Source organism: Pseudoalteromonas lipolytica (genome assembly GCF_003515105.1).
Taxonomy (GTDB): Bacteria; Pseudomonadota; Gammaproteobacteria; order Enterobacterales; family Alteromonadaceae; genus Pseudoalteromonas; species Pseudoalteromonas lipolytica.
This window is the reverse complement of sequence record NZ_CP032090.1, coordinates 427,440-447,824: the sequence shown is the minus strand read 5'-3', so window position 1 is coordinate 447,824 and position 20,385 is coordinate 427,440. Positions and strand designations below refer to the sequence as shown.

15 protein-coding genes are annotated in these 20,385 nt (G+C 43.5%); 2 read left to right on the top strand and 13 right to left on the bottom strand.

What is annotated here, in order from left to right; genetic code table 11:
* Positions 1–16: 16 nt before the first annotated feature.
* The 5 genes from D0907_RS02055 to ilvG form a co-directional block, all read right to left on the bottom strand.
* Positions 17–1,021 (bottom strand): ABC transporter substrate-binding protein, encoded by a 1,005-nt coding sequence (locus D0907_RS02055; protein WP_118844777.1) that lies wholly within the window; start codon positions 1,019–1,021, stop codon positions 17–19.
* A gap of 118 nt (positions 1,022–1,139) precedes the next feature.
* A complete protein-coding gene (ilvA, locus tag D0907_RS02050; RefSeq protein WP_065978247.1) occupies positions 1,140–2,693 on the bottom strand; it encodes a threonine ammonia-lyase, biosynthetic in 1,554 nt (517 codons plus the stop codon).
* A 2-nt stretch (positions 2,694–2,695) separates the two neighbouring features.
* Positions 2,696–4,552 (bottom strand): dihydroxy-acid dehydratase, encoded by a 1,857-nt coding sequence (gene ilvD, locus D0907_RS02045; protein ID WP_036971518.1) that lies wholly within the window; start codon positions 4,550–4,552, stop codon positions 2,696–2,698.
* A 109-nt stretch (positions 4,553–4,661) separates the two neighbouring features.
* The gene (gene ilvM / locus D0907_RS02040) at positions 4,662–4,907 is read right to left on the bottom strand and encodes an acetolactate synthase 2 small subunit (protein ID WP_036971521.1); all 246 of its coding nucleotides are present in this window, start codon (positions 4,905–4,907) and stop codon (positions 4,662–4,664) included.
* On the bottom strand, positions 4,904–6,553 hold the full coding sequence (gene ilvG, locus D0907_RS02035; RefSeq protein ID WP_118843949.1) for an acetolactate synthase 2 catalytic subunit: 1,650 nt from the start codon (positions 6,551–6,553) through the stop codon (positions 4,904–4,906). Before ilvG ends, ilvM begins: the two co-directional genes overlap by 4 nt.
* A gap of 526 nt (positions 6,554–7,079) precedes the next feature.
* On the opposite strand from ilvG, the gene D0907_RS02030 reads away from it, so the two are divergent.
* Entirely contained in the window at positions 7,080–7,958 is an 879-nt protein-coding gene (locus D0907_RS02030) for a TraB/GumN family protein (RefSeq protein WP_118843948.1), read from the top strand.
* Positions 7,959–7,982: 24 nt separating this feature from the next.
* Here D0907_RS02030 and modF read toward each other — a convergent pair whose 3' ends face one another.
* Positions 7,983–9,440, bottom strand: coding sequence for a molybdate ABC transporter ATP-binding protein ModF (gene modF / locus D0907_RS02025; RefSeq protein ID WP_257473669.1), 1,458 nt, complete (start codon positions 9,438–9,440; stop codon positions 7,983–7,985).
* A gap of 128 nt (positions 9,441–9,568) precedes the next feature.
* On the opposite strand from modF, the gene D0907_RS02020 reads away from it, so the two are divergent.
* Positions 9,569–10,192 carry a DUF4097 family beta strand repeat-containing protein gene (locus D0907_RS02020; protein WP_118843947.1) on the top strand — a complete coding sequence of 208 codons (624 nt, stop codon included), beginning with the start codon at positions 9,569–9,571 and terminating at the stop codon, positions 10,190–10,192.
* Between the two features lie 18 nt (positions 10,193–10,210).
* Here the strand turns inward: D0907_RS02020 and D0907_RS02015 are convergent, their stop codons facing one another.
* From D0907_RS02015 to D0907_RS01985, 7 genes are all read right to left on the bottom strand, one after another.
* Entirely contained in the window at positions 10,211–11,959 is a 1,749-nt protein-coding gene (locus tag D0907_RS02015; protein WP_118843946.1) for a response regulator, read from the bottom strand.
* Between the two features lie 99 nt (positions 11,960–12,058).
* Positions 12,059–14,395 (bottom strand): fatty acid cis/trans isomerase, encoded by a 2,337-nt coding sequence (locus D0907_RS02010; RefSeq protein ID WP_036971537.1) that lies wholly within the window; start codon positions 14,393–14,395, stop codon positions 12,059–12,061.
* Positions 14,392–14,772, bottom strand: a complete 381-nt coding sequence (locus D0907_RS02005; protein WP_036971539.1) for a hypothetical protein — start codon at positions 14,770–14,772, stop codon at positions 14,392–14,394. Before D0907_RS02005 ends, D0907_RS02010 begins: the two co-directional genes overlap by 4 nt.
* A gap of 139 nt (positions 14,773–14,911) precedes the next feature.
* Positions 14,912–15,577 carry an SDR family oxidoreductase gene (locus D0907_RS02000; RefSeq protein ID WP_074989869.1) on the bottom strand — a complete coding sequence of 222 codons (666 nt, stop codon included), beginning with the start codon at positions 15,575–15,577 and terminating at the stop codon, positions 14,912–14,914.
* 169 nt (positions 15,578–15,746) lie between these two features.
* The gene (locus tag D0907_RS01995) at positions 15,747–16,463 is read right to left on the bottom strand and encodes a hypothetical protein (protein ID WP_118843945.1); all 717 of its coding nucleotides are present in this window, start codon (positions 16,461–16,463) and stop codon (positions 15,747–15,749) included.
* Between the two features lie 70 nt (positions 16,464–16,533).
* A complete protein-coding gene (locus D0907_RS01990; RefSeq protein WP_118843944.1) occupies positions 16,534–18,333 on the bottom strand; it encodes an alkaline phosphatase in 1,800 nt (599 codons plus the stop codon).
* Positions 18,334–18,344: 11 nt separating this feature from the next.
* Entirely contained in the window at positions 18,345–19,934 is a 1,590-nt protein-coding gene (locus D0907_RS01985; RefSeq protein WP_118843943.1) for an alkaline phosphatase, read from the bottom strand.
* Between the last annotated feature and the right edge of the window lie 451 nt (positions 19,935–20,385).

Genomic DNA, 20,385 nt, shown 5'->3' with positions numbered 1-20,385 from the left:
ACAGCTTTTAAGAGGTTTAACGCCTTCCATTGCTTATTAGACCAATGTACAAAGGAACACATGCAATGCTCAATATTATCGCTAAAATAAGCATCCAAGATAACTCTATGCCCTCGCTTTGCTGTTGATCATACATAAACCCTGAAAATGCATGATCAAATTCGTCTTGATCGATGTTGTAAAGGTCAGCGATAAGTCGCCATTTAGCCATCGACATGCTCCCCAACTTGCTGCCCGGAGGCTGAATATAGTTAGCGAGTACATCGGCTTCATATGCAAGTTCCTGCATACTTTTGTGCGGGGCATAATCACGCTGAGTGACATTAATACTCTCATTCATATTATGCAGTGCATAACGCCATCCCTTTAAACTTGCTTGATAAAAACGCTCAACTATATCCGGTTTATTTTTAAGCATAGCCTGCGAGGTATATAAAATATCGCCATACACATTCAGGCCAAATTTTTGTGGACAAATTAATCGGTGCCCAACACCACGCAGTGTTAAAGTATACGGCTCATTAGTTACATACACTTGCACAGCATCAAGTTCGCCAGCTAACCACTGCTCTATTCCGCCTTTTTGGCTTGCAGCCATTAAACTTTGATAATCAAGCCCCGCCCTTTGCAGCATGACTAACAACTCTGCGTTTTCAAGTGAGCTAATTTTACTGAGTTTTTTACCCGCAAAATCACGCGGCTGGAAAATATCAGAGTTATTTTTAACCATCCAACAATAGGGGGAGAACTGCAGCATAGCCGCTAAGGCAACAACGGGGGCACCTTGCACACGTTGTTGCAAAATACCAGAATGCGTAATAGCAAAGTCGGCTTGACCATTTAACACCTGATCAAACGTGTTAGGGTTGTTAGGATCTGCGGGTAAAATAGTGACATCAAGTCCAGCGTCTTTATAAAAGCCTTTTTTTGCTGCCATGTAATAGCCAGCGAACTGGAATTGATGAGTCCATTTTAGTTGCAAGGTCACCTTGTCTGAGCCATTGGCACTTATGCTTAGCATTAAACAGAGTAACCCTAAGTAATAACGCATTCCTCGCACGCATCGTCCTTGCTTTACAATCGTGCAATAACTATAGGAAAAATATGCAAAAAATCAAGGCTCCTCGATGGAGCCCAGTTTATTGATTGGCAGCTTTAGCTTCACTCAACTTTTGACCTTGAGTCGTTAAAAATTGCGTGAAACATGGATTATTGGTTTCATCCTGAACATTATAACCAAGACGATTTAAATGCTCGTTAAATACGTCGTAATCACTCGGTTCGATAGCAAATGCAGCAAGTACATTACCTACAGAGCCACCATGATTGCGATAATGGAATAACGTAATATTCCAGTTACTGCCTAACGTATCTAAAAATCGCGCTAATGCACCTGGGTATTCAGGAAATTCAAAACGTAATAATCGCTCATGTAATTGCGCTGGGGCTTTTCCACCCACCATATAACGAATGTGTAATTTAGCCAATTCGTTATCTGACAGGTCACAAAATGTATAGCCATTTTCAGTGAGTACTGCTTTTAACTCATCTAGCTCTTGCTGACCTTGGCGAAGTGCAATACCCACAAATATTTGTGCTTCACCCGGTCCTGCATAACGGTAATTAAACTCTGTAATAGCTCGGCCACCTAACGAAGCACAAAATTGCTTAAAGCTGCCTTTTTCTTCTTTGATGGTGACGGCGAGTAATGCTTCGTTCTTTTCACCCAACGCAGTGCGCTCAGCAACGTAGCGTAAACGGTCAAAATTTAAATTCGCGCCCGATAAAATAGCAGCAACATTTAAGCCTTTTACACCGCTTTGCTGACACCATTTTTTCAAACCCGCTGTCGATAAAGCCCCTGAAGGCTCAGCAATTGCACGGGTAGAAACAAAGATATCCTGCATAGCAGCACAAATCTCATCGCCACTCACGGTCACAACTTCATCACAAAACTTTTGTGCTAAGCGGAACGTTTCGGTGCCGATTATTTTTACCGCTACACCATCAGCAAAACTACCAACGCGGTCAAGCTCCACAGGTTTCCCCGCCTCTAATGCTGCTTTTAAACACGCACTTTCATCCGCTTCAACACCAATTACTTTGATATCAGGTCGCAATGATTTTATGTACACAGCCATTCCCGCCAACAAGCCACCACCGCCAACAGGAATAAAAACGGCATCAAGGTCGTTTAGCTGCTGCATCAGTTCTCGTGCAACTGTGCCTTGGCCAATAATGACATCGGGGTCATCAAAAGGAGGCACAAATACGCCATTGCGCTGCTCTGTTAGCGCTAACGCGTGGGCTTTTGCTGCATCAAAGTGATGACCATGTAATACAACCTCACCACCTAGCGCGCGCACTGCACTCACTTTAATTTCGGGTGTGGTTACCGGCATAACAATTGTCGCTTTGTGCCCTAAAAACGATGCACTTAACGCAACGCCTTGAGCATGGTTGCCAGCCGATGCAGTGACCACATCAGAGCCCTTTGGCAACTTACTCAACTTATGGAATGCACCGCGCAATTTAAACGAATAAACGGGTTGTTGGTCTTCACGCTTCAACCACACATGATTACCGAGCCTTGCGCTAAGTTCGGCCATTTCACTGACCTCAGTAACCTTTGCAAGCGGCTCCATATTTGCTTGGATGATAGCGCGAAAATAATCGAGCTCCTGTGAAACCATGATTAACTTAACTCCTCAAGCTTAGCTAAATCACGGACCGCCCCTTTGTCTGCACTGGTTGCCAATAATGCATACGCTTTTAGTGCCGATGATACATAACGCTCACGATCGCGTGGTTTAAAGGCCTCTTTACCACGTGCTAATTGCTTTTGCTTACGTGCTTCAAGCTCTTCATCGCTCAGGGCTAAGGTGATTTCGCGGGTGGCGATATCAATAATAATTTTATCGCCGTTCTCTACATACGCAATTGCTCCCCCGCTGGCAGCCTCAGGCGAGACATGACCAATCGACAAACCAGAGGTACCACCCGAAAAACGGCCATCAGTGATCAATGCACATTTTTCACCTAAACCTACCGATTTTAAGTAGCTGGTCGGGTACAACATCTCTTGCATACCTGGGCCCCCTTTTGGACCTTCATAGCGGATCACCACAACATCACCCGCTTTTACTTCACCATTTAATATACCTTCAACTGAATCATCCTGTGATTCGTAAACCACTGCTGGGCCTTCAAAATGCAGCATTTCTTCAACAACACCGGCACTTTTAACAATACAACCATCCAGCGCTAAATTTCCCGACAGCACCGCTAAGCCACCATCTTGACGAAACGCATTTTCAACACTGCGAATACAGCCATTTTCACGATCGTTATCCAGTTCAGGCCAACGACATTCTTGGCTCATCGCCTTCGTGGTGCGGATACCCGCTGGGCCTGCTTTATAGAATTTTTGTGCAACGGCATTGTTTGGATCTGTGGCATTCCACTTCTCAACTAACTCCGCCATCGTCATCCCTGCAACGTGATCCACAGACAAATCAACTAAACCCGCTTTACCTAGCTCACGGATAATTGCCATCATGCCACCAGCGCGGTGCACGTCTTCAATATGATATTTGCTTGTGGCAGGTGCAACTTTACATAAAAAAGGCGTTTTGCGTGAAAGCTCATCAATATGTGACATATCAAAATCGACACCCGCTTCTTGGGCTGCGGCTAATAAATGTAACACCGTGTTTGATGAGCCACCCATTGCAATATCCACCACCATTGCATTCATAAAAGCGGTGCGATTGGCGATGGCACGTGGTAATACGTCGGCATTATCTTTTTGATAATACTCACGGCATAAATCAACGATGCGTGCGCCTGCTTCAACATATAACTGTTTACGGTCTTTATGAGTGGCAAGTGTTGTGCCGTTACCAGGCAATGCCAAACCAATTGCTTCTAATAAGCAGTTCATTGAGTTAGCCGTAAACATCCCCGAACATGAACCACACGTTGGGCACGCTGAGCGCTCTACTTTGTCTGAGTCTTCGTCGCTGACTGAGCTATCGGCACCTTTCACCATGGCATCAACTAAGTCGAGTTTAATGTCGATATCAGCAAGGCGGGTTTTACCTGCTTCCATCGGTCCACCTGACACAAAGATAACCGGAATATTTAAGCGTAATGCAGCCAGCATCATACCTGGGGTGATTTTGTCGCAGTTAGAAATACAGATCATCGCATCGGCACAATGCGCGTTAACCATGTACTCTACTGAGTCAGCAATCAGATCGCGAGAAGGTAGCGAATACAGCATACCGCCGTGGCCCATCGCAATCCCATCATCAATCGCAATGGTATTAAATTCTTTTGGTACACCACCCGCTTCAGTAATCGTTTCGGCCATTAACTCACTGAGTTGATTTAAATGAACATGCCCTGGAACAAACTGCGTGTATGAATTCACAACAGCGATAATTGGCTTACCGAAGTCCTTATCTGTCATTCCTGTTGCACGCCACAATGCACGTGCGCCTGCGCGTTTACGACCTTCTGTTGTTGTTGCACTTCGTAATTTAGCCATAGTTACCTCTGTTGTTGCAGTGGCGTGCCACTGACTTCCTCATTCCTAATTTATTTCTTACTAAAGCATAGTCTGTGCTGCTCTAGTTACCTGTTGAATTTGTCTGTGATTAAATTGCTTGCTGTTGCAGCTGACTCTCAAGCGTCACATGCTTTACATCGACCAATTTATTTAACTGCGACGTTAATAAATGAATGGGTTTATCGCTAACCACTGTCATAGTCACTCTGAATGCATCTTCTGCCATTTCTAAGTTCATTTTTGTTAGATCAAAACCGCGATGACGGGCAACGCGTAAAAAGCGCTCAACAGCGACACTTTGATTTTTGAGTGCAATCGTTAGGGTGTGTTTCATTTTACAGTCTCCGTCATCATCTCATCATTGGCTGCACCGGGTGGTACAAGCGGCCATACATTTTCTTTGTCATCGATACACACATGTAAAATGTAAGGACCTTGACTATTCACAAGTGCATCAATCGCCGTGTCAACTTCATCCGCTCTTGTCACAGTTTGACCTGGGATACCAAACACTGCAGCGAGTTGAACAAAATCAGGGTTATCTGAAAGATTGGTCTCAGAATAACGCCCCTCGAAAAATAACTGCTGCCATTGACGTACCATGCCTAAACGCTGGTTATCTAAGATAAGTATTTTTACTGATAAATTATTACGGCGAATTGTCGCCAGCTCTTGAATGTTCATCATGATTGAGCCATCACCCGAGACCGTAATAACAAAATCGTTTGGGCGTGCCACTTGTGCACCTATTGCCGCAGGCAAACCAAAGCCCATCGTACCCGCCCCGCCACTGCTTAAATGATTGCTGGGGTGCGAAAACTTCATATGCTGTGCAACCCACATTTGATGCTGGCCCACATCACAGCACACCACACCGGTCTTCGGCATTTTTTGGCTCAGTTGATTTAGCAGGTAAGGCGCAAATACTTTTTCACCCGGATAGTCATAACGCCACGCATGCTCTTTCATCATACTTTCAATATGTAAAAGCCACTCATCTGGGGTTACAAAGCAATCGAGTTGCGGTAGAGACGTTTTTAAGTCAGCGACGAGAGACGCTTTTACAGGCTTTCGTTTACCGATTTCTGCTGCATCGATATCCAAATGAATAACTTTAGCTTTTGCGGCAAACTTACTTAGGTTGCCCGTAACTCTGTCATCAAAGCGCGCACCAATACACACTAAAACATCGCATTCTTGTACTGCTAAATTAGCCGCTTTGCCACCGTGCATACCTAGCATGCCAAGGTCGTACTCGTAATCAGGTAACACACTCCCCAACGCTTTTAACGTTGTTACCGCTGGCATGTGGGTTTTTTCTAAAAACTGCATAAGCTCGTTTTGTGCATCTGCGGCTTGTACACCGCCCCCCACATAGGCAACGGGTCGTTGTGCTTCACTTAATATTTGATTCGCAATGGCAACTTGGTTGGGGTCAAGTTTTGGCAACGTATCTTCTGCCGCTAACCAAGGATGGAATGGCACCTGTGCCATTTGAATGTCTTTAGGAATATCGACTAACACAGGACCCGGACGCCCTGTTTGCGCTAGGTGGATGGCTTCTTGCAGTATTTCAGCTAAATCTTCAGGGCGTTCAACCATGTAGCTGTGCTTTGTACAAGACAACGACATACCGAGTACATCAATCTCTTGGAATGCATCTGAGCCAATCGCTGCGGTAGGCACTTGCCCCGTTATCGCCAATAATGGCACCGAATCCATCATCGCATCAGCCAATGCCGTGATAAGGTTAGTCGCACCCGGGCCTGACGTTGCAAAACACACTCCCAACTTACCCGTACTACGTGCAAAACCTACAGCGGCAAAGCCAGCGCCTTGTTCATGACGGGTCAAATAATGTTTGACTGGCGCGCCATACAAAGCGTCGTAAATAGGCATGATGGCACCACCCGGGTAACCAAAGACATCCTTTACGCCATGTTTGGCTAATAAATCGATTGTTAACTCTGCGCCTGTCATCTTAAATCCTCATTCCTCAGTGACATTGTGTATTTTTTGCGGTTAAAACAAAAAGCCCCCCGGACTGTTAAGTGCGGGGGGCTTTTTTAATGCTTCACTTTTCTCTAAGCACTAAGTAGCCCCCGCGGTAATAATAATCACCACGACGTTAATTAGGATTAGAGATAGTTTATTTGTAAGCATTTACTGATACCAAATTCGTGTCATTTGTTGCGGAAATCTAGCCATCCCGCTGCCTTTTTCTATTAGTACCGCGCCCAGCCCTTCAAGTCAACATAAAAATCAATTCAAAAAACATCACAAAAAACGAAATTAAAGAAATAAATATCCAACATTAACTATATTTAAGATTAAAAATTCACATATAGCTAGCTATTGAAATTTCATACCTCGTTATAACCAATTAAATGATTGATTAATTTTTAGCTTTCATAGGTAATTTTTTTCGGGTTGTTCTCATTTTATTAAACCTCTCTGTGAAAATTAGTTTAGTATTGAAAACAACAACAGCATGAAAAGGAAAGTTATGAAATTCATACAGCGTATTAATGCCCTGTTTTTTGTTCTACTACTACTGGGCTTTAGTCAGCAAGTATTTGCTGAACCAGGACTTTGGAAAGTAGAGAAAAACGGCATTGCCTCATATTTATTCGGCACGGTGCATGTCGGTGATAAAAGTATGCAAGGACTGCCAAGCAAAGTAACCAATGCACTTGATAAGACCGATAAAGTCATCGTTGAAGTCGATATCAGTGCGATATCTCCTGTCGATATGCAACGTCGCTCATTGCCTTTTATGATGCTAAAAGACGGCAAAACATTACAGTCAGAACTCTCTGAAGCTAACTATGCCAAACTGCAAAAATACTTTGCTGATAAGTCCATAGATATTGCTATGTTTAAAAACTTAGCACCGTGGGCCGTCATGATAACCATGATGCAAATGGAGTTTCAAAAAGTGGGGTTTTCTGACCAATACGGAATTGACAAGCAAGTCCTTGCTTACGCTAAAGACCATAAAATTTCAGTGGGTGAGCTTGAAACGCTAGAACAACAAATGGAAATGTTTGAACACTTAGCAATCATGAATGATAAAATGATTGAAGAAACTTTCGCGCAACTCGCCGATGCCGACACCTATTTCTTTGGTTTAATAAACGCGTGGAAGTCGGGTGATATGGAAACTCTCACTCAATTTTATAACGAAAGTTTTGATGACTCACAGTATGGTGAACTCAGTGAACAAGTGATGCTAATTGATCGCAACAACAACTGGGTTGAGCAATTATCTAAGCGTATCGGTAAAGAAAAGCTATTTATAGCAGTCGGGGCACTGCATTTGCCTGAGCAGCACGGTTTACTTAAACAGCTAGCCGATAAAGGCTTTACGGTGACACGCATTTAAATCAATTGCATGTCCAAAAAGCGCCTAAGGCGCTTTTTTTATGTCATTTTCCATCTCTAAATAATGCGCTATTCCTGCAATGTGATCGCTTGCATGGTGGTTAACATAAATCACGGTACTGGTTTTTGCGCTGCAAATTTTTTCGATTAATAATAAAACCCGCTGTCTGTTTGCCTCATCAAGTCCTAAACATGGCTCATCGAGAATGAGTAAGTTAGGATGCTTAACCATCGCGCGGGCAATCAACAACAGGCGTTGATCACCAAATGACAACTGAGTAAATGAACTGTTTTGTTTATCACTTAAGCCAAGTAGTGCTAGCCAATTTTTAGCTATAGTCAGCTGTTTATCACTCGCTTTTTGATAAAGGCCAATACTGTCATAAAAACCAGAAATAATCGTATTCAATGCCGAAGTACCCACACGGTAGTCCATGTGTAACGCATTAGAAATATAACCAATATGCTGCTTTATTTGCCAAATACTTTCGCCACTCCCCCGCTGATAACCAAATACCTTGATGTCGTTGTTATAACACTGTGGGTTATCGCCAGTAATGAGGTTTAATAGGCAGGTTTTACCAGAACCGTTTTTGCCGGTTAATTGCCAATGCTCGCCTTGATTAATTTGCCAATTAAGCTTTTCAAAAATAGCTTTTCCGCCAAAGCTGACCGACGCATTCGTGAGTTTAACCAGGATAGGGTCAATAAGCGGTGGCGCTTGATGGTCACTATCAGCCTCTGGTATCTCTAAATCGGTGTGTGTTAGATGCAATAGTTTAAGTAAATCATCTCGCTGTTCAGCACTTGGCTGCGCTAATTGATGAGTAACTTTACCGTCTTTTATAAACGCATAATGATCAACACAGTCTGGAATCTCAGATAAGCGATTAAGCACAAAAACCATCGTCGTTGTTTCACTTAACTTTGCTAACTGATGGTTCAATTCAGTCATCGCTGCTACATCTAAGCCATCAAAGGGCTCATCAAGTACCAATAGCTCAGGCTGACCTATTAACGCTTGGATCAGCATTAATTTACGTGTTTCACCGGTCGATAAATCACGAAACGCTTTATGTAGTTTACTTTCAAAATCAAAGGTCTCTAATAGCTGATTGAGCAGCTGATTGTCGATTTGTTGAGGACTTCGACCTGCTAAAATGAGATCGCTGACACGACTGAATGAAGACACCCCTTCAATAATATCGTCCTGATCTTTGTTTAACTCTTCTGCAAGTAATTGCTTTTGTCTATCTGGCGATACCAGCGCGACGCGCTCAAAACTATTTGTGTACTGGCCTTGTTCGATAGTAGCAAACCCAGCGATAACAGCGGCTATTGCCGACTTTCCGGCACCATTTGCACCTAGTAACACCCAGTGCTGCGATGCTGATACTGTCATGCTTAAATTGTCTACACAATATACATCATTGCCCTGCCCTTTTAGGCTGGCTTTAACATTAACCAACTGCGTTTGTTGCACTTTGAACCCTCATTCCACGTTATGTTTAGTTCGACGTTACCGCATTCAATAAAAAATTAAAAACCGTTTAAACCTTTTTTAATCACCGCTGCGACTAAGGTATAAAAGGTCATTAACAGGAACATACAATGAAAAAATTACTGGGTGTAGCAGCAGTGGGCTTAATACTGACAACCTCACAAGCAATGGCAAAAGATTCACGTGAACTCAATCACACGTTTGCGATTAATAATGCCAGTCAGCTTGATATCGATTTTCCGGTGGGCAGCTTAGAAGTACAAAGCTATGACGGCAGCGAAGTACACGTCACCATTCGTATTGAGCCAAAAAATGATAAAGGCTGGTTTGGCTCAGAGATTGACTTGTCAGGCATCGAACTGAACCACTCTCAACGCGCTAATCTATTAAGTTTGAAATTAGATAACGATGACATTCAACAAAATTGGTTAGTTAAAATGCCAAAATCAATGGCGATTGATGTTGAATTAGGTGTGGGTGACATTGAGATTAATGAACTGAGCAATTCGGTTGAGATTGAACTGGGTGTCGGTGCAGTGCGGATCGATAGTGCACTTGATGACTACAAACGCATTGAATTAGAGTCAGGTGTTGGTGATACCAAAATTCGTGGCTTAAAAAATGAGTCTAACACGCACCGTAAAGTGGTGAGCTCACAGTCAAGTTACCAAGGCAACGGTCAGTACAACATTGATGTAGAAGTCGGCGTTGGTGACATAAAAGTTAGACACTAACTCTTCATTTTAAACAACTTATCCCTGTTTGCCCTCTGTGAATAATGCGCCGAGGGCTTTTTGCACTGACTCGACTGAAATCGGCTTATACACATGCATATCGGCGCCTAAGTCATAAATTCGTTGCAAGTCCTCATTCGAGGTGTTGGCTGTTACGGCAAGTATCGGCGTTAATAGCGATTGTTCATTGCGGATAATATCTGTTGCCTTAAAACCATCCATAACTGGCATGTTTAAATCCATAAATATCACATCGTATTTTTTTTCAGCTGTCATACTTGTCGCAATTAAGCCATTACTCGCAATGTCATAACTAAAGTCAAACTGACTAATAATACGCCCTAAAATTGTGGCATTGAGAGGATTATCTTCAACTATTAAGCAATGCAGGTTTGTTGGTAGCTGCATTGGCATTTCAGATTTGGGGGCATTTTCGAGATCCAAATGAATAACGACTTTAACCCCATGAGGCTGAACGTTTTGAAACTCAATCTTGCCATTCAGTGCTTTTACAATATGCATAACCCGTAACAGGCCTGTTTTTAAGCCCTGAAAATGCTGTTCGCTATCATGCTCAAAGTCAAGCAGCTCAGCAGGAGGATGCTCAAAACCGGTGCCATTATCTTGCACTTCCAGAATTACCTGTTTGTGACCTTTGCAAATCGCATTCACGGCAATTCGACCTTGTTTAGGGGTGAACTTAACCGCATTATTGATAAGCTCAGAAAGCACTTGTTGTAGCCTTGCGTGATCAGTCACCACGTCTTTGTCTAATGCCTCAGACATATTCACACTGAGCGTAATATTTTTATCGTTACACGCGTACTTATAAGGCGCAATAGCTTGATTCAAGGTGGTTAGTAAGTTGCTTGAATGTGGCTTTAGCTGCCAGTCGCCTGATGATAGCTGTTGTAAATCGAGTAGCTCATCGAGCATAGCTACCAAACGGTTAACGCAGTATATGGCTTGTTGCTTCGTCAGTTGTTGATTATCGCTAATATCAAGCGCTTCTATCGACGAGGTAAGACCTTGCAAGGGGGTTCTGAACTCATGACTTGTTCGCGCAATAAACCGCTCTTTATTTTTATTAACCCGCTCTGCATACTCTTTTTGTTGTTGGTATTTCTGAATGGTATTTGCAATCAGCTTTTCCATTGGTTTAAAAATAAAAATAAGCTCTATGATTAACAACACAATAGCAGCAAGCCAAAACACCACCTCAAGTACCGAGATAATCGTGACTTTATACACCGATTCTTGCTCGAGTAATTTTACCGCTTGATCTAACTTAGTTAGCAGCGCCTCTAATTGTTCGCTCACAAAAATAGAACTGTCTATATTGCTGGAGTTAGTGCGACTATTTAATAACTGCTGAGCCTGACTTATGTAGCGCTTAACATGCGCATCAAGTTGGTTTGGAGGAGAAAAGTAATGCGCTTCGAGTGCAGAGTTTAAATGAATAAATTCGCCATTTTCTTGTTCAAGTAAAAACTGATGTCCTGACACAAATTGTTCTACAGCCTGCTGTAACAACCTACGATGTTGCTCTTTTAGACGCTCTGAATCCTGATAGATCAAGGCATTTCCATGCAGCGCTATTTTTTGTGAAAGCATCCGCTGCTTACCGGCAATGTTGATCACCTTCGCATCCCCTTTTTGCACATAAAAAAGAGTCTGCATTAGGGCAGCAGAGATGGTTATCAAAATAGCAATGGCTGATAACCCCCACCGATATCGTTGTCGGATATCCTTAACTAGCTTCAACATGTATTACTCATTTATTTTTAAGCATAATTGTAGTTCACATTTCACAATAAAGCCCACTCTAGGTGGGCTTTAAACTATCGGTTAACACTATCAATTACTTTATCTATTTTCGAGCCGATTATAATCAAATAGCCCAAACTCAACACCGCGATATTGCTTGGCAACGTGGTGCAAAATATCACTGTATTGCCAAAACTGCGGGTGCGTTCGACGAATGGAAAACTCACTTTTCAAGTCTCTGTACGCTGCTTCATCAGTGACTTTAGCAAGGCCTGATGCGAACGCATTAACTTGCTCAGTATTGTGTAAGTACCAAATCGCTTCAGGGTAGTCACCAATAAAACCAGGCACAATCGTCACAGTATCTTCATCATAGGCACGCTGACCTTCTTCGTTCAATAAGCTCGAAATATTATAATGAGCATTATGGTGAATAATGGTATATGCCTTATGCGCATCCGCCCCCTCTTTCACTAACACAAATGAAATTTGTGGCAATAAGTTAATCGCTTTTACCGGTAACTCATTAATCTGCGAGAGAGGCTCTGGTACTTGCGTGTAATCATAACGCGTACTCAATATAGGCTTTAACTTTGCTTTAAGGATGTTGAATAATTCCGCCTGTGGGTCTGTGGTTTTATATTCAATGCCCGATGGCTGACTAAAGGACAGTTCATCTTCAAAAAAGCTCGTGAGACTTGGCGGTGATTTACGATACCATTGGGCTTTGATTTCTTCTCGTTTGTTCTCTGGTAGTAACGCTAAGTAATTGCCCTCACCCTCTAAGCGTAAAAAGTCCATGTATAAACGCGTTAATAATTGATGGCCTATATTGCCATACACATCAAAGCCAGCCACCAGCAAGTAGTGAATGCGCTCAAACAAAGCATAATCAAGCACCCATGCTGTTTTAGGCTGTTGGCCTATCCAGCCTTTAACCACGGTTGCACTATCAAAATGACGAAAAACGGTGAGTGCCGCATTTTGATTATGACCATCGCCACGCCACAGTAAATCGGTGGTTAAGTGCTGGCCATTAGCGAACATTTTGTTGGCCAAAGCCACTTTAGCAGAGAGATACTTATTTTGACTCTTTGAGTATTTCACCCAGCTTGAAATAGGCAGTGCGTTACTTTCTTCTTCAGCGGGCAATGCCAGTGCATCTTCATGCTGTAATAACAGTTCACCCACCTTAGGGGTTGCTGCCATTTCAGGTTTTGCAAAGGCAACCCAAAATTGATCGTTAATAACATTAAGGGCTATTTGACCACGACATACAGGGCCTTTAATAAACCCCATAATGATCAGTTCAGCTTCATCAAGCATAAACTGATAACGAGAATTTACCGGGATGGCCGCAAATGCTTTAAATGGATTTGAAGCAACATCCGGTTTATAGCTTGGCAGCTTATCAACCTGATACTCTGTTTCGATGAATTGAGCGTGCAAACGCGCAAGTTTTTCATCATTAAGAGCAAGCGGCAGGTGTGTTTTTGCCAAAATAGTTGAACGGTCATGCATCAAACGATAATAAACCCGAGATACCTTGGGATCTTCGTAAGGACGACGCGTACTAATCACTTTAACGTCTTGGCCCGGTGGGGTTGATGAGCGAACGAGTTTAAAGTAGCTGTGTTTATCTCCCTGTTCGGGGAAATAAATATGGGCTAAATACCAGTGCTCATAAATATACCGAGCTGCAAGTTGATGCTTTAAACCCTCTTGGTTTAAAAACGCTTCCCAGCGCTCAACTTGTTTAAGTACGTTTTTTTCTGGCGGCTCAATATGTGCCAGATAGCCCCCTTGCTTTAACCATTTTGCTAAACGCTGAAATTCTTCACTTGAAATACCCGGCAAACCATATGGCATCCCACTGTGCGGGTTGTCCTTTGCAAACGCATCGAACTCATTCATGGTTGTACATGTTTGCTCACGATCGAGACTAAAATCAAACTCATCACCTAAGATTGCTTGTGTCGGAAGCGGGCTACTTTGTTTAAGCACTAACGCATTGTAAAGGACACTGGCAGCCAAATTCGCTTCTTCAGTTTGCACACGCTCATTAAGCACCGGTGTAAAACCTTTTTCTCGCCACTCAGTGGTATCGAGTGCGTCAAACAGCAATCGGCTAGGCTCTTGGGCCAGCAAGCGCGTTCCATCGTAAACACGTTCTTTACTGAGGCCTCTGTCGATGCCCTCAACCGAGGATAACTTCAATTGACACGGCGCATCATAACAGCCATGACACACCACACAGCGACTATCAAGCACTGGCTTTACATCTGCCAGAAACTCAGCACCTTGTGGGGTTGATGCTGCAACAACACGCTGTTGAGGTTGCTCTTTACCAAATAGCTCATCATAGTGCGCTGCCCCTAAATAAGCGCAACCACTTAATAAGATTAAGCCAAATAGTGTCGTGAAGGTTTTTTTCATCCTTCTTCCTCGCTATCCTCTAGGTCATCACCTAAGTCAAAGGTTGGCATCATATCGACTTGAGGCGATACAAAACTGCTGTCGCCCTCAGCGCTGAGCATTGCACTTAATAGTGGCCCACGAACAAGGGTTAGCTGAGCATGGTGCTCACCCTTTATCAGTGACTGATATTGTTCAGCCAATGCTTCGAGTCGATAATCAGTTAAGGCAATAGCCACACTACTATCAACAGCAGGATTCTGGCAAAGCTGGGTAAGTAGATTTTCATCTAACGTGACGTGTAAAAGTAAATCAGGCGACTCAATGTCACGACTATTGAGATGCTCATCGAAATAAAAAAGGGGAAGGGTTAAATCGCTATTTTGCTCTAGTTCCATGTGCTGTTCTCTACATCAATATGGCTGTCATTGTAGAAGTATAGCAAACAAAAAGAGCAAAAATTAGCGAAAGTTATCAGCAGTTAACCGCTTTTTTATTGCTAACTGCTTTACTGTTAATGACTTATTTTCTCACTCTTTACCAAGGTAAAGTTTCACCATTTGAGTGCCAAAAACCACCACTATTATCAAGGTTTAGCTCATCGATGCGCTTTATTAAACGTTCAGCGGCTGTCTCTGGGCTGATATCTCCTGCAAAATTTACCATCTCTGTTTGTACAAACCCGGGATGAAATAGCCCAACGGCTATCTGCTTATCTTTAAGCTCATGAGCCAAACTCACTCCCGCAGCATTGAGTGCGGCTTTTGACATACGATAGCCTATATAGCCTCCCGAGCCGTTATCAGCGATTGAGCCCATTCGTGATGTAATCATCGCTACTTTGGCATCAATCCCTAAGTTTTGTAATAACGCGTGAGTAATACGAACAGGCGCGATGGCATTCACACTTATTTGCTTTTCAATTGCAGCAAAATCCATCTCATCGAGGGTTTCGTTATGAAAAATACCCGCGTTGTTGATCAAAATATCTATTTTGTCGCCATGAAGATGATTGGCAAGTGTTGTTACATCGTCTGGATTAGCGACATCAATATCACTGATTATTTTCACATCGAGCGCTTTTAGCTCTTCACTTGGCGTGCGAACAACCGCCGTAACACGGTTTCCTAGTGCTAAATAGTGCTTACAGAAATTAAGACCAATACCTTTATTGGCACCCGTTACAACCACATGTTTTGTCATTCGTCTGCTCCTTCGTTAGCGTATACCCTATACCTTGGGACTGATAACAAAAAACCAAGGGCTGGTGCTTATTGAACTGTGTACTTTAAATGATAAATCGTACAGCCAAAGACGTGCTGTAAGGGTGTGCCGCTTTAATACATTCAGCGGCAACGTTTAGCAAGGCATGTTAATGATGGTGCTGATGCTCACTTTGCAATTGATTACCTTGCGCATCATAAAAACCAGTCGCGCCATGCTCTACAAACCCTAAATTAATCATCTTGGCTAAAAAGGGGTCGCTTTCATTATCACCAATGTCGGCATAATCTGTCGTTTGAAAGTTATCCCACTTGGCAAATTGTGCTGTTACCGCGTCTTTATTGTGCTCAACCGTGGTTAAAGCAACTATGCGACTATAAGAAGGCGATGAAATACGCATTTCTTTAACCAGCTGCTGATTAGCAAGCCACGTTAACTCTATTTTTGTCTCTGCTTGCTGGTATTGATAATGTTCAGTCAGCTCACAACCTTCGCCTGCACTGTTTTTTAAAGTCATTTTTTCGAGCAGTGCATTGCTTACCAACTGATATTTGGCACTCCAATCCTGTTCGCCCTGAACCTCAGAAGGCTGATATTCAATACCACGCTGTGCGTGTTGAAAGTAACGGATTGGTCGCATTTGCTGATTACGTAACTGTTGCCACAACTCGATAAATTGTGGGTTTTGCTTAGCCACTTGATGAGGCGTACGCCAAAGCGTAAAGGCGTTTTCTGTGTGCTGTTTGTTAGCAACAGTATCGGTTGTGACAGTATAGTTTGCTTTCGCATAACCGGTGTTTATATCGCACTGACCTGCAACAGCGAGTGGGCTAAGTAATGAAGCAATTAATATCGCAGCTTTCACGGGAGTCTCTTTTCTTTTAAAGGTGTTGTATTCGATGTAAGGAGAGCCCCTAAGGGCTCTCTGCTAACATTTATTGGGCTAATTTAGCATCAGCTTGTTTCACAAGGTCAGCCGCATAATCCATCACATGGAAAATAAGGCTTTGCTCATTCGTACCAGTAACTAAATGGGCTCCTGGGCCTACTGCATACACACCGACATCTTCTGCTGCGTGTGTTTCAGAGCTAAGCGGTACCACCGCTTCTTGATGGAAACCCGGTGTGGTTGTATCAACATCGGTGAGATCAACACGCCCAGTCACGGGTGCAAAGTTATAGCCAGCATCCGCATCGGTTTCATCACCTAAGTCACGAAAGCCACCGCCATTAGTGTATCCTACGGTAGTGTATGGCATATTATCCGCTGCGAGTGATGGCTCATCACTCCCCACAGGCACGACTTTACCTAAAATTGGGTTACCACGTTTTGGATAACCAGCAATCGTGAACACATGGCTGTGGTCAGCCGTAACAATGATCAAAGTATCTTCAATGCTGGTTTTATCCAATGCAACTTGAACAGCCTTTGAAAGCTCAACCGTATCACTTAATGCGTTGTACGCATTGCCCGCATGGTGAGCATGGTCAATACGACCCGCTTCAACGGTTAAGAAGAAACCTTTGTCATTGTTATCAAGCACGTCAATTGCTTTTGCGGTCATTTCAGATAATGAAGGCTCACCAGCAATATCGTTAGCGCGATCGGCTTCATACTGCATATGTGATTCATTGAATAAACCAAATAAACGCTCAGTTGTGTCTGCATTCACAGCATTAAAACTTGCTTGGTCCATAACATATTGACCCGCTGGGTATTTCGCTTTCCACTCAGCAGTTAGGTCGCGACCATCCGTACGGTCACCTTCAACACTGCTTACAGCGTCCGCAGAGTTAAACGCGGCATCTTTAGGTAAGAAGTGACGACGACCACCGCCCAACACGACTTCTAAGCCATCAACATCTAATCCCGCATAACGTGCTTCAAGGTTTGCTTCGAAGTTAACGAGTTGCGAGGCGATATCTTCACATCCCGCAGCGACAGCCGCTTCTGGCATATCAGATACATCTTCCCAGTTACGGTCAGCCGATTTTGCATAGGTGGCGGCAGGTGTGGCGTGTGTGATTCGCGCTGTTGATACAATCCCGGTCGATTTGCCTGCCATTTCAGCAAGCTCTGTTGCTGTTACCAGCTCATTACCCGCAACCGTCGCACAGTTACCACGTTCGATATCTTCATCAACGCCGATAACACCTGCATCTGTTTTAACACCAGATGCCATTGCTGTCATCGTACCCGCAGAATCCGGCGTTTGTGCGTCAACGTTGTATGTTTTTGCAAAACCAGAAAACGGCATCGCTTCAAAACTCAGTTGATGCTCTTCGCCCAGCTTGCCTTCAAGCTGACCCGCCATAATGCGTGCCGCTGTCACGGTAGAAATCCCCATACCATCACCCACAAATAGAATGACGTTTTTCGCTTTCCCTGACTCTTTAGCAACCGCAGCGATGCTGTCTTCGCTTGCCGCCATCTTAACTTTTGCGGCCTTAAACCAATCATTGCTCGTCAGTGGCGCAAGCTGCTGTGCGGTCAGTGATGTGGCTGGGTCATTACACGCAACCGTTGTCTCTATGATTTCTGCTGAGTCTAGCTCACCATTGCGGTTTGTATCTTCACCCAATACGGTTTCTGTACCACCATTTACACACTGCTCAGACCCGACAGCTAAGGTGTTTTCAACTGTGATTGTTTCAATTGGGCCTTTGTCATCATCATCAGAACAACCCGCTAATGCCACTACTACAGCAAGAGAAATTAAATTTAGTTTTTTCATTGTCATCGCCATTATTCTTCAATTAGTTCTAGAGCTTGATTTATGATGTGGAAAATTACATTTTGTTCCACAACGCCTTGCGCTAACTGCGCACCTGGACCTTTTGCATGCAATGAAATGTCTTCGCCCGCATGTGTCTCAGAACTTAATGGCACAGTGGCTTCTTGGTGGTAACCTGGGGTCGTTGTATCAACACCCGTTAAGTCAACACGGCCAGCAAATGCAGCGTCGTTATATGACGCATCTGCATCAGTCTCATCGCCTAAATCACGAAAGCCTAAACCATTTGCATACCCGACTGTTGTATACGGCATACCGTCTGCAGCTAGAGTCGGCGCTTCTTTACCAACGGCAACCACTTGACCCAGTATTGGATTACCGCGTTTTGGGTAACCCGCAATGGTAAATACATGACTGTGATCTGCGGTGACTAAAATAAGCGTTTCTTCTGGGTTAGTGTTTTCAACAGCCGCTTGCACTGCTTTTGCAAATTCAACGGTGTCGTTTAATGCGTTGTAAGCATTTCCCGCATGGTGAGCATGGTCAATACGTCCTGACTCAACCGTTAAGAAAAATCCTTTATCATTATTTTTAAGAATGTCGATAGCTTTAGAGGTCATTTGTGATAATGAAGGCTCGCCCGCAATATCGTTACTACGGTCTGCTTCATACTGCATGTGTGACTCATTAAATAGTGCAAACACGCGTTTTGTATCTGCATTTAGTGAATCGAAACCAGCTTGATCCGTGACATACTGACCCTCTGGGTAGAGTGTTTTCCATTCTGCAGTTAGGTCTCGCTCGTCTGTGCGGTCCCCTTCGACTTCACTAACAGCATCAGCTGAATTGAATGCCGCATCTTTCGGTAAAAAGTGACGACGACCACCGCCCATCACAACCTCTAAACCATCCACGTCAGTACCGACAAAACGTGCTTCTAAATTCTTCTCAAAGTTAACAAGTTGAGATGCAATATCTTCACAACCAGCTTCAACGGCATCAGCCGGCATATCAGAAATATCTTCCCAGTTACGATCCGCCGATTTTGCATAAGTTGCAGCAGGTGTCGCGTGTGTGATTCGTGCCGTTGATATTACCCCCGTTGCTAGGCCTTTAATTTCAGCCAGTTCAGTCGCGGTAATTAATTCATTGCCAGCAACTGTCGCACACTTGCCACGCTCAATATTTTCATTAACACCAATCACGCCAACGTCAGTCTTAACTCCTGAGATAATCGCCGTCATCGTCCCCGCTGAATCAGGTGTTTGTGCATCCACGTTGTAAGTCTTAATTTGCGCAGAGTAAGGGAACTCTTCAAAACTTAAAAAACCTTCTTCGCCAGACTTACCGCCCATTTGACCTGCCATGATGCGTGATGCAGTGAGTGTCGACACCCCCATACCATCACCCACAAATAAGATCACATTCTTCGCTTTAAATGCCTGTTCTGACTGAGCTACCTGTTCTTTCTTGATTAATTTAGCTTCAGCGGCACTGTACCACTCATTTTGTTTTTGACTATCTGGTAACACACCGGCATTCGCCGTCGCTGACAATGCCAACGTAAAGCCAATTGCTGAGGCAATTTTATTCATTTTCATCGTTACGTTCCGTTAGTACGTTATTTTAAGAATTGTATGCGACTAATTAAGCTGCACATGGATAATTAGCGAGCTTATGGTAGGAAGTATTTATGACTGAATAAGTGACTTTTAATGACGAAAATATTAAACAACTGATTAACAGCCAAAAGAAAGAAGCACTGTTTTAAGGTGGTTAATAATGGCGAGAAGCGAGAAGCGAGAAGCGAGAAGCGAGAAGCGAGAAGCGAGAAGCGAGTAGCGAGTAGCGAGTAGCGAGTAGCGAGTAGCGAGTAGCGAGTAGCGAGTAGCGAGTAGCGAGTAGCGAGTAGCGAGTAGCGAGTAGCGAGAACAAAATAAAGCCACGTTAACCTCAAGCAAACTTTTTGATGTTTAATCACACCAGTAAGTAACCCCCGCTCGGTAACTGACTTCTAATATCTACCTTCTAATATCTAACTTCTAATATCTA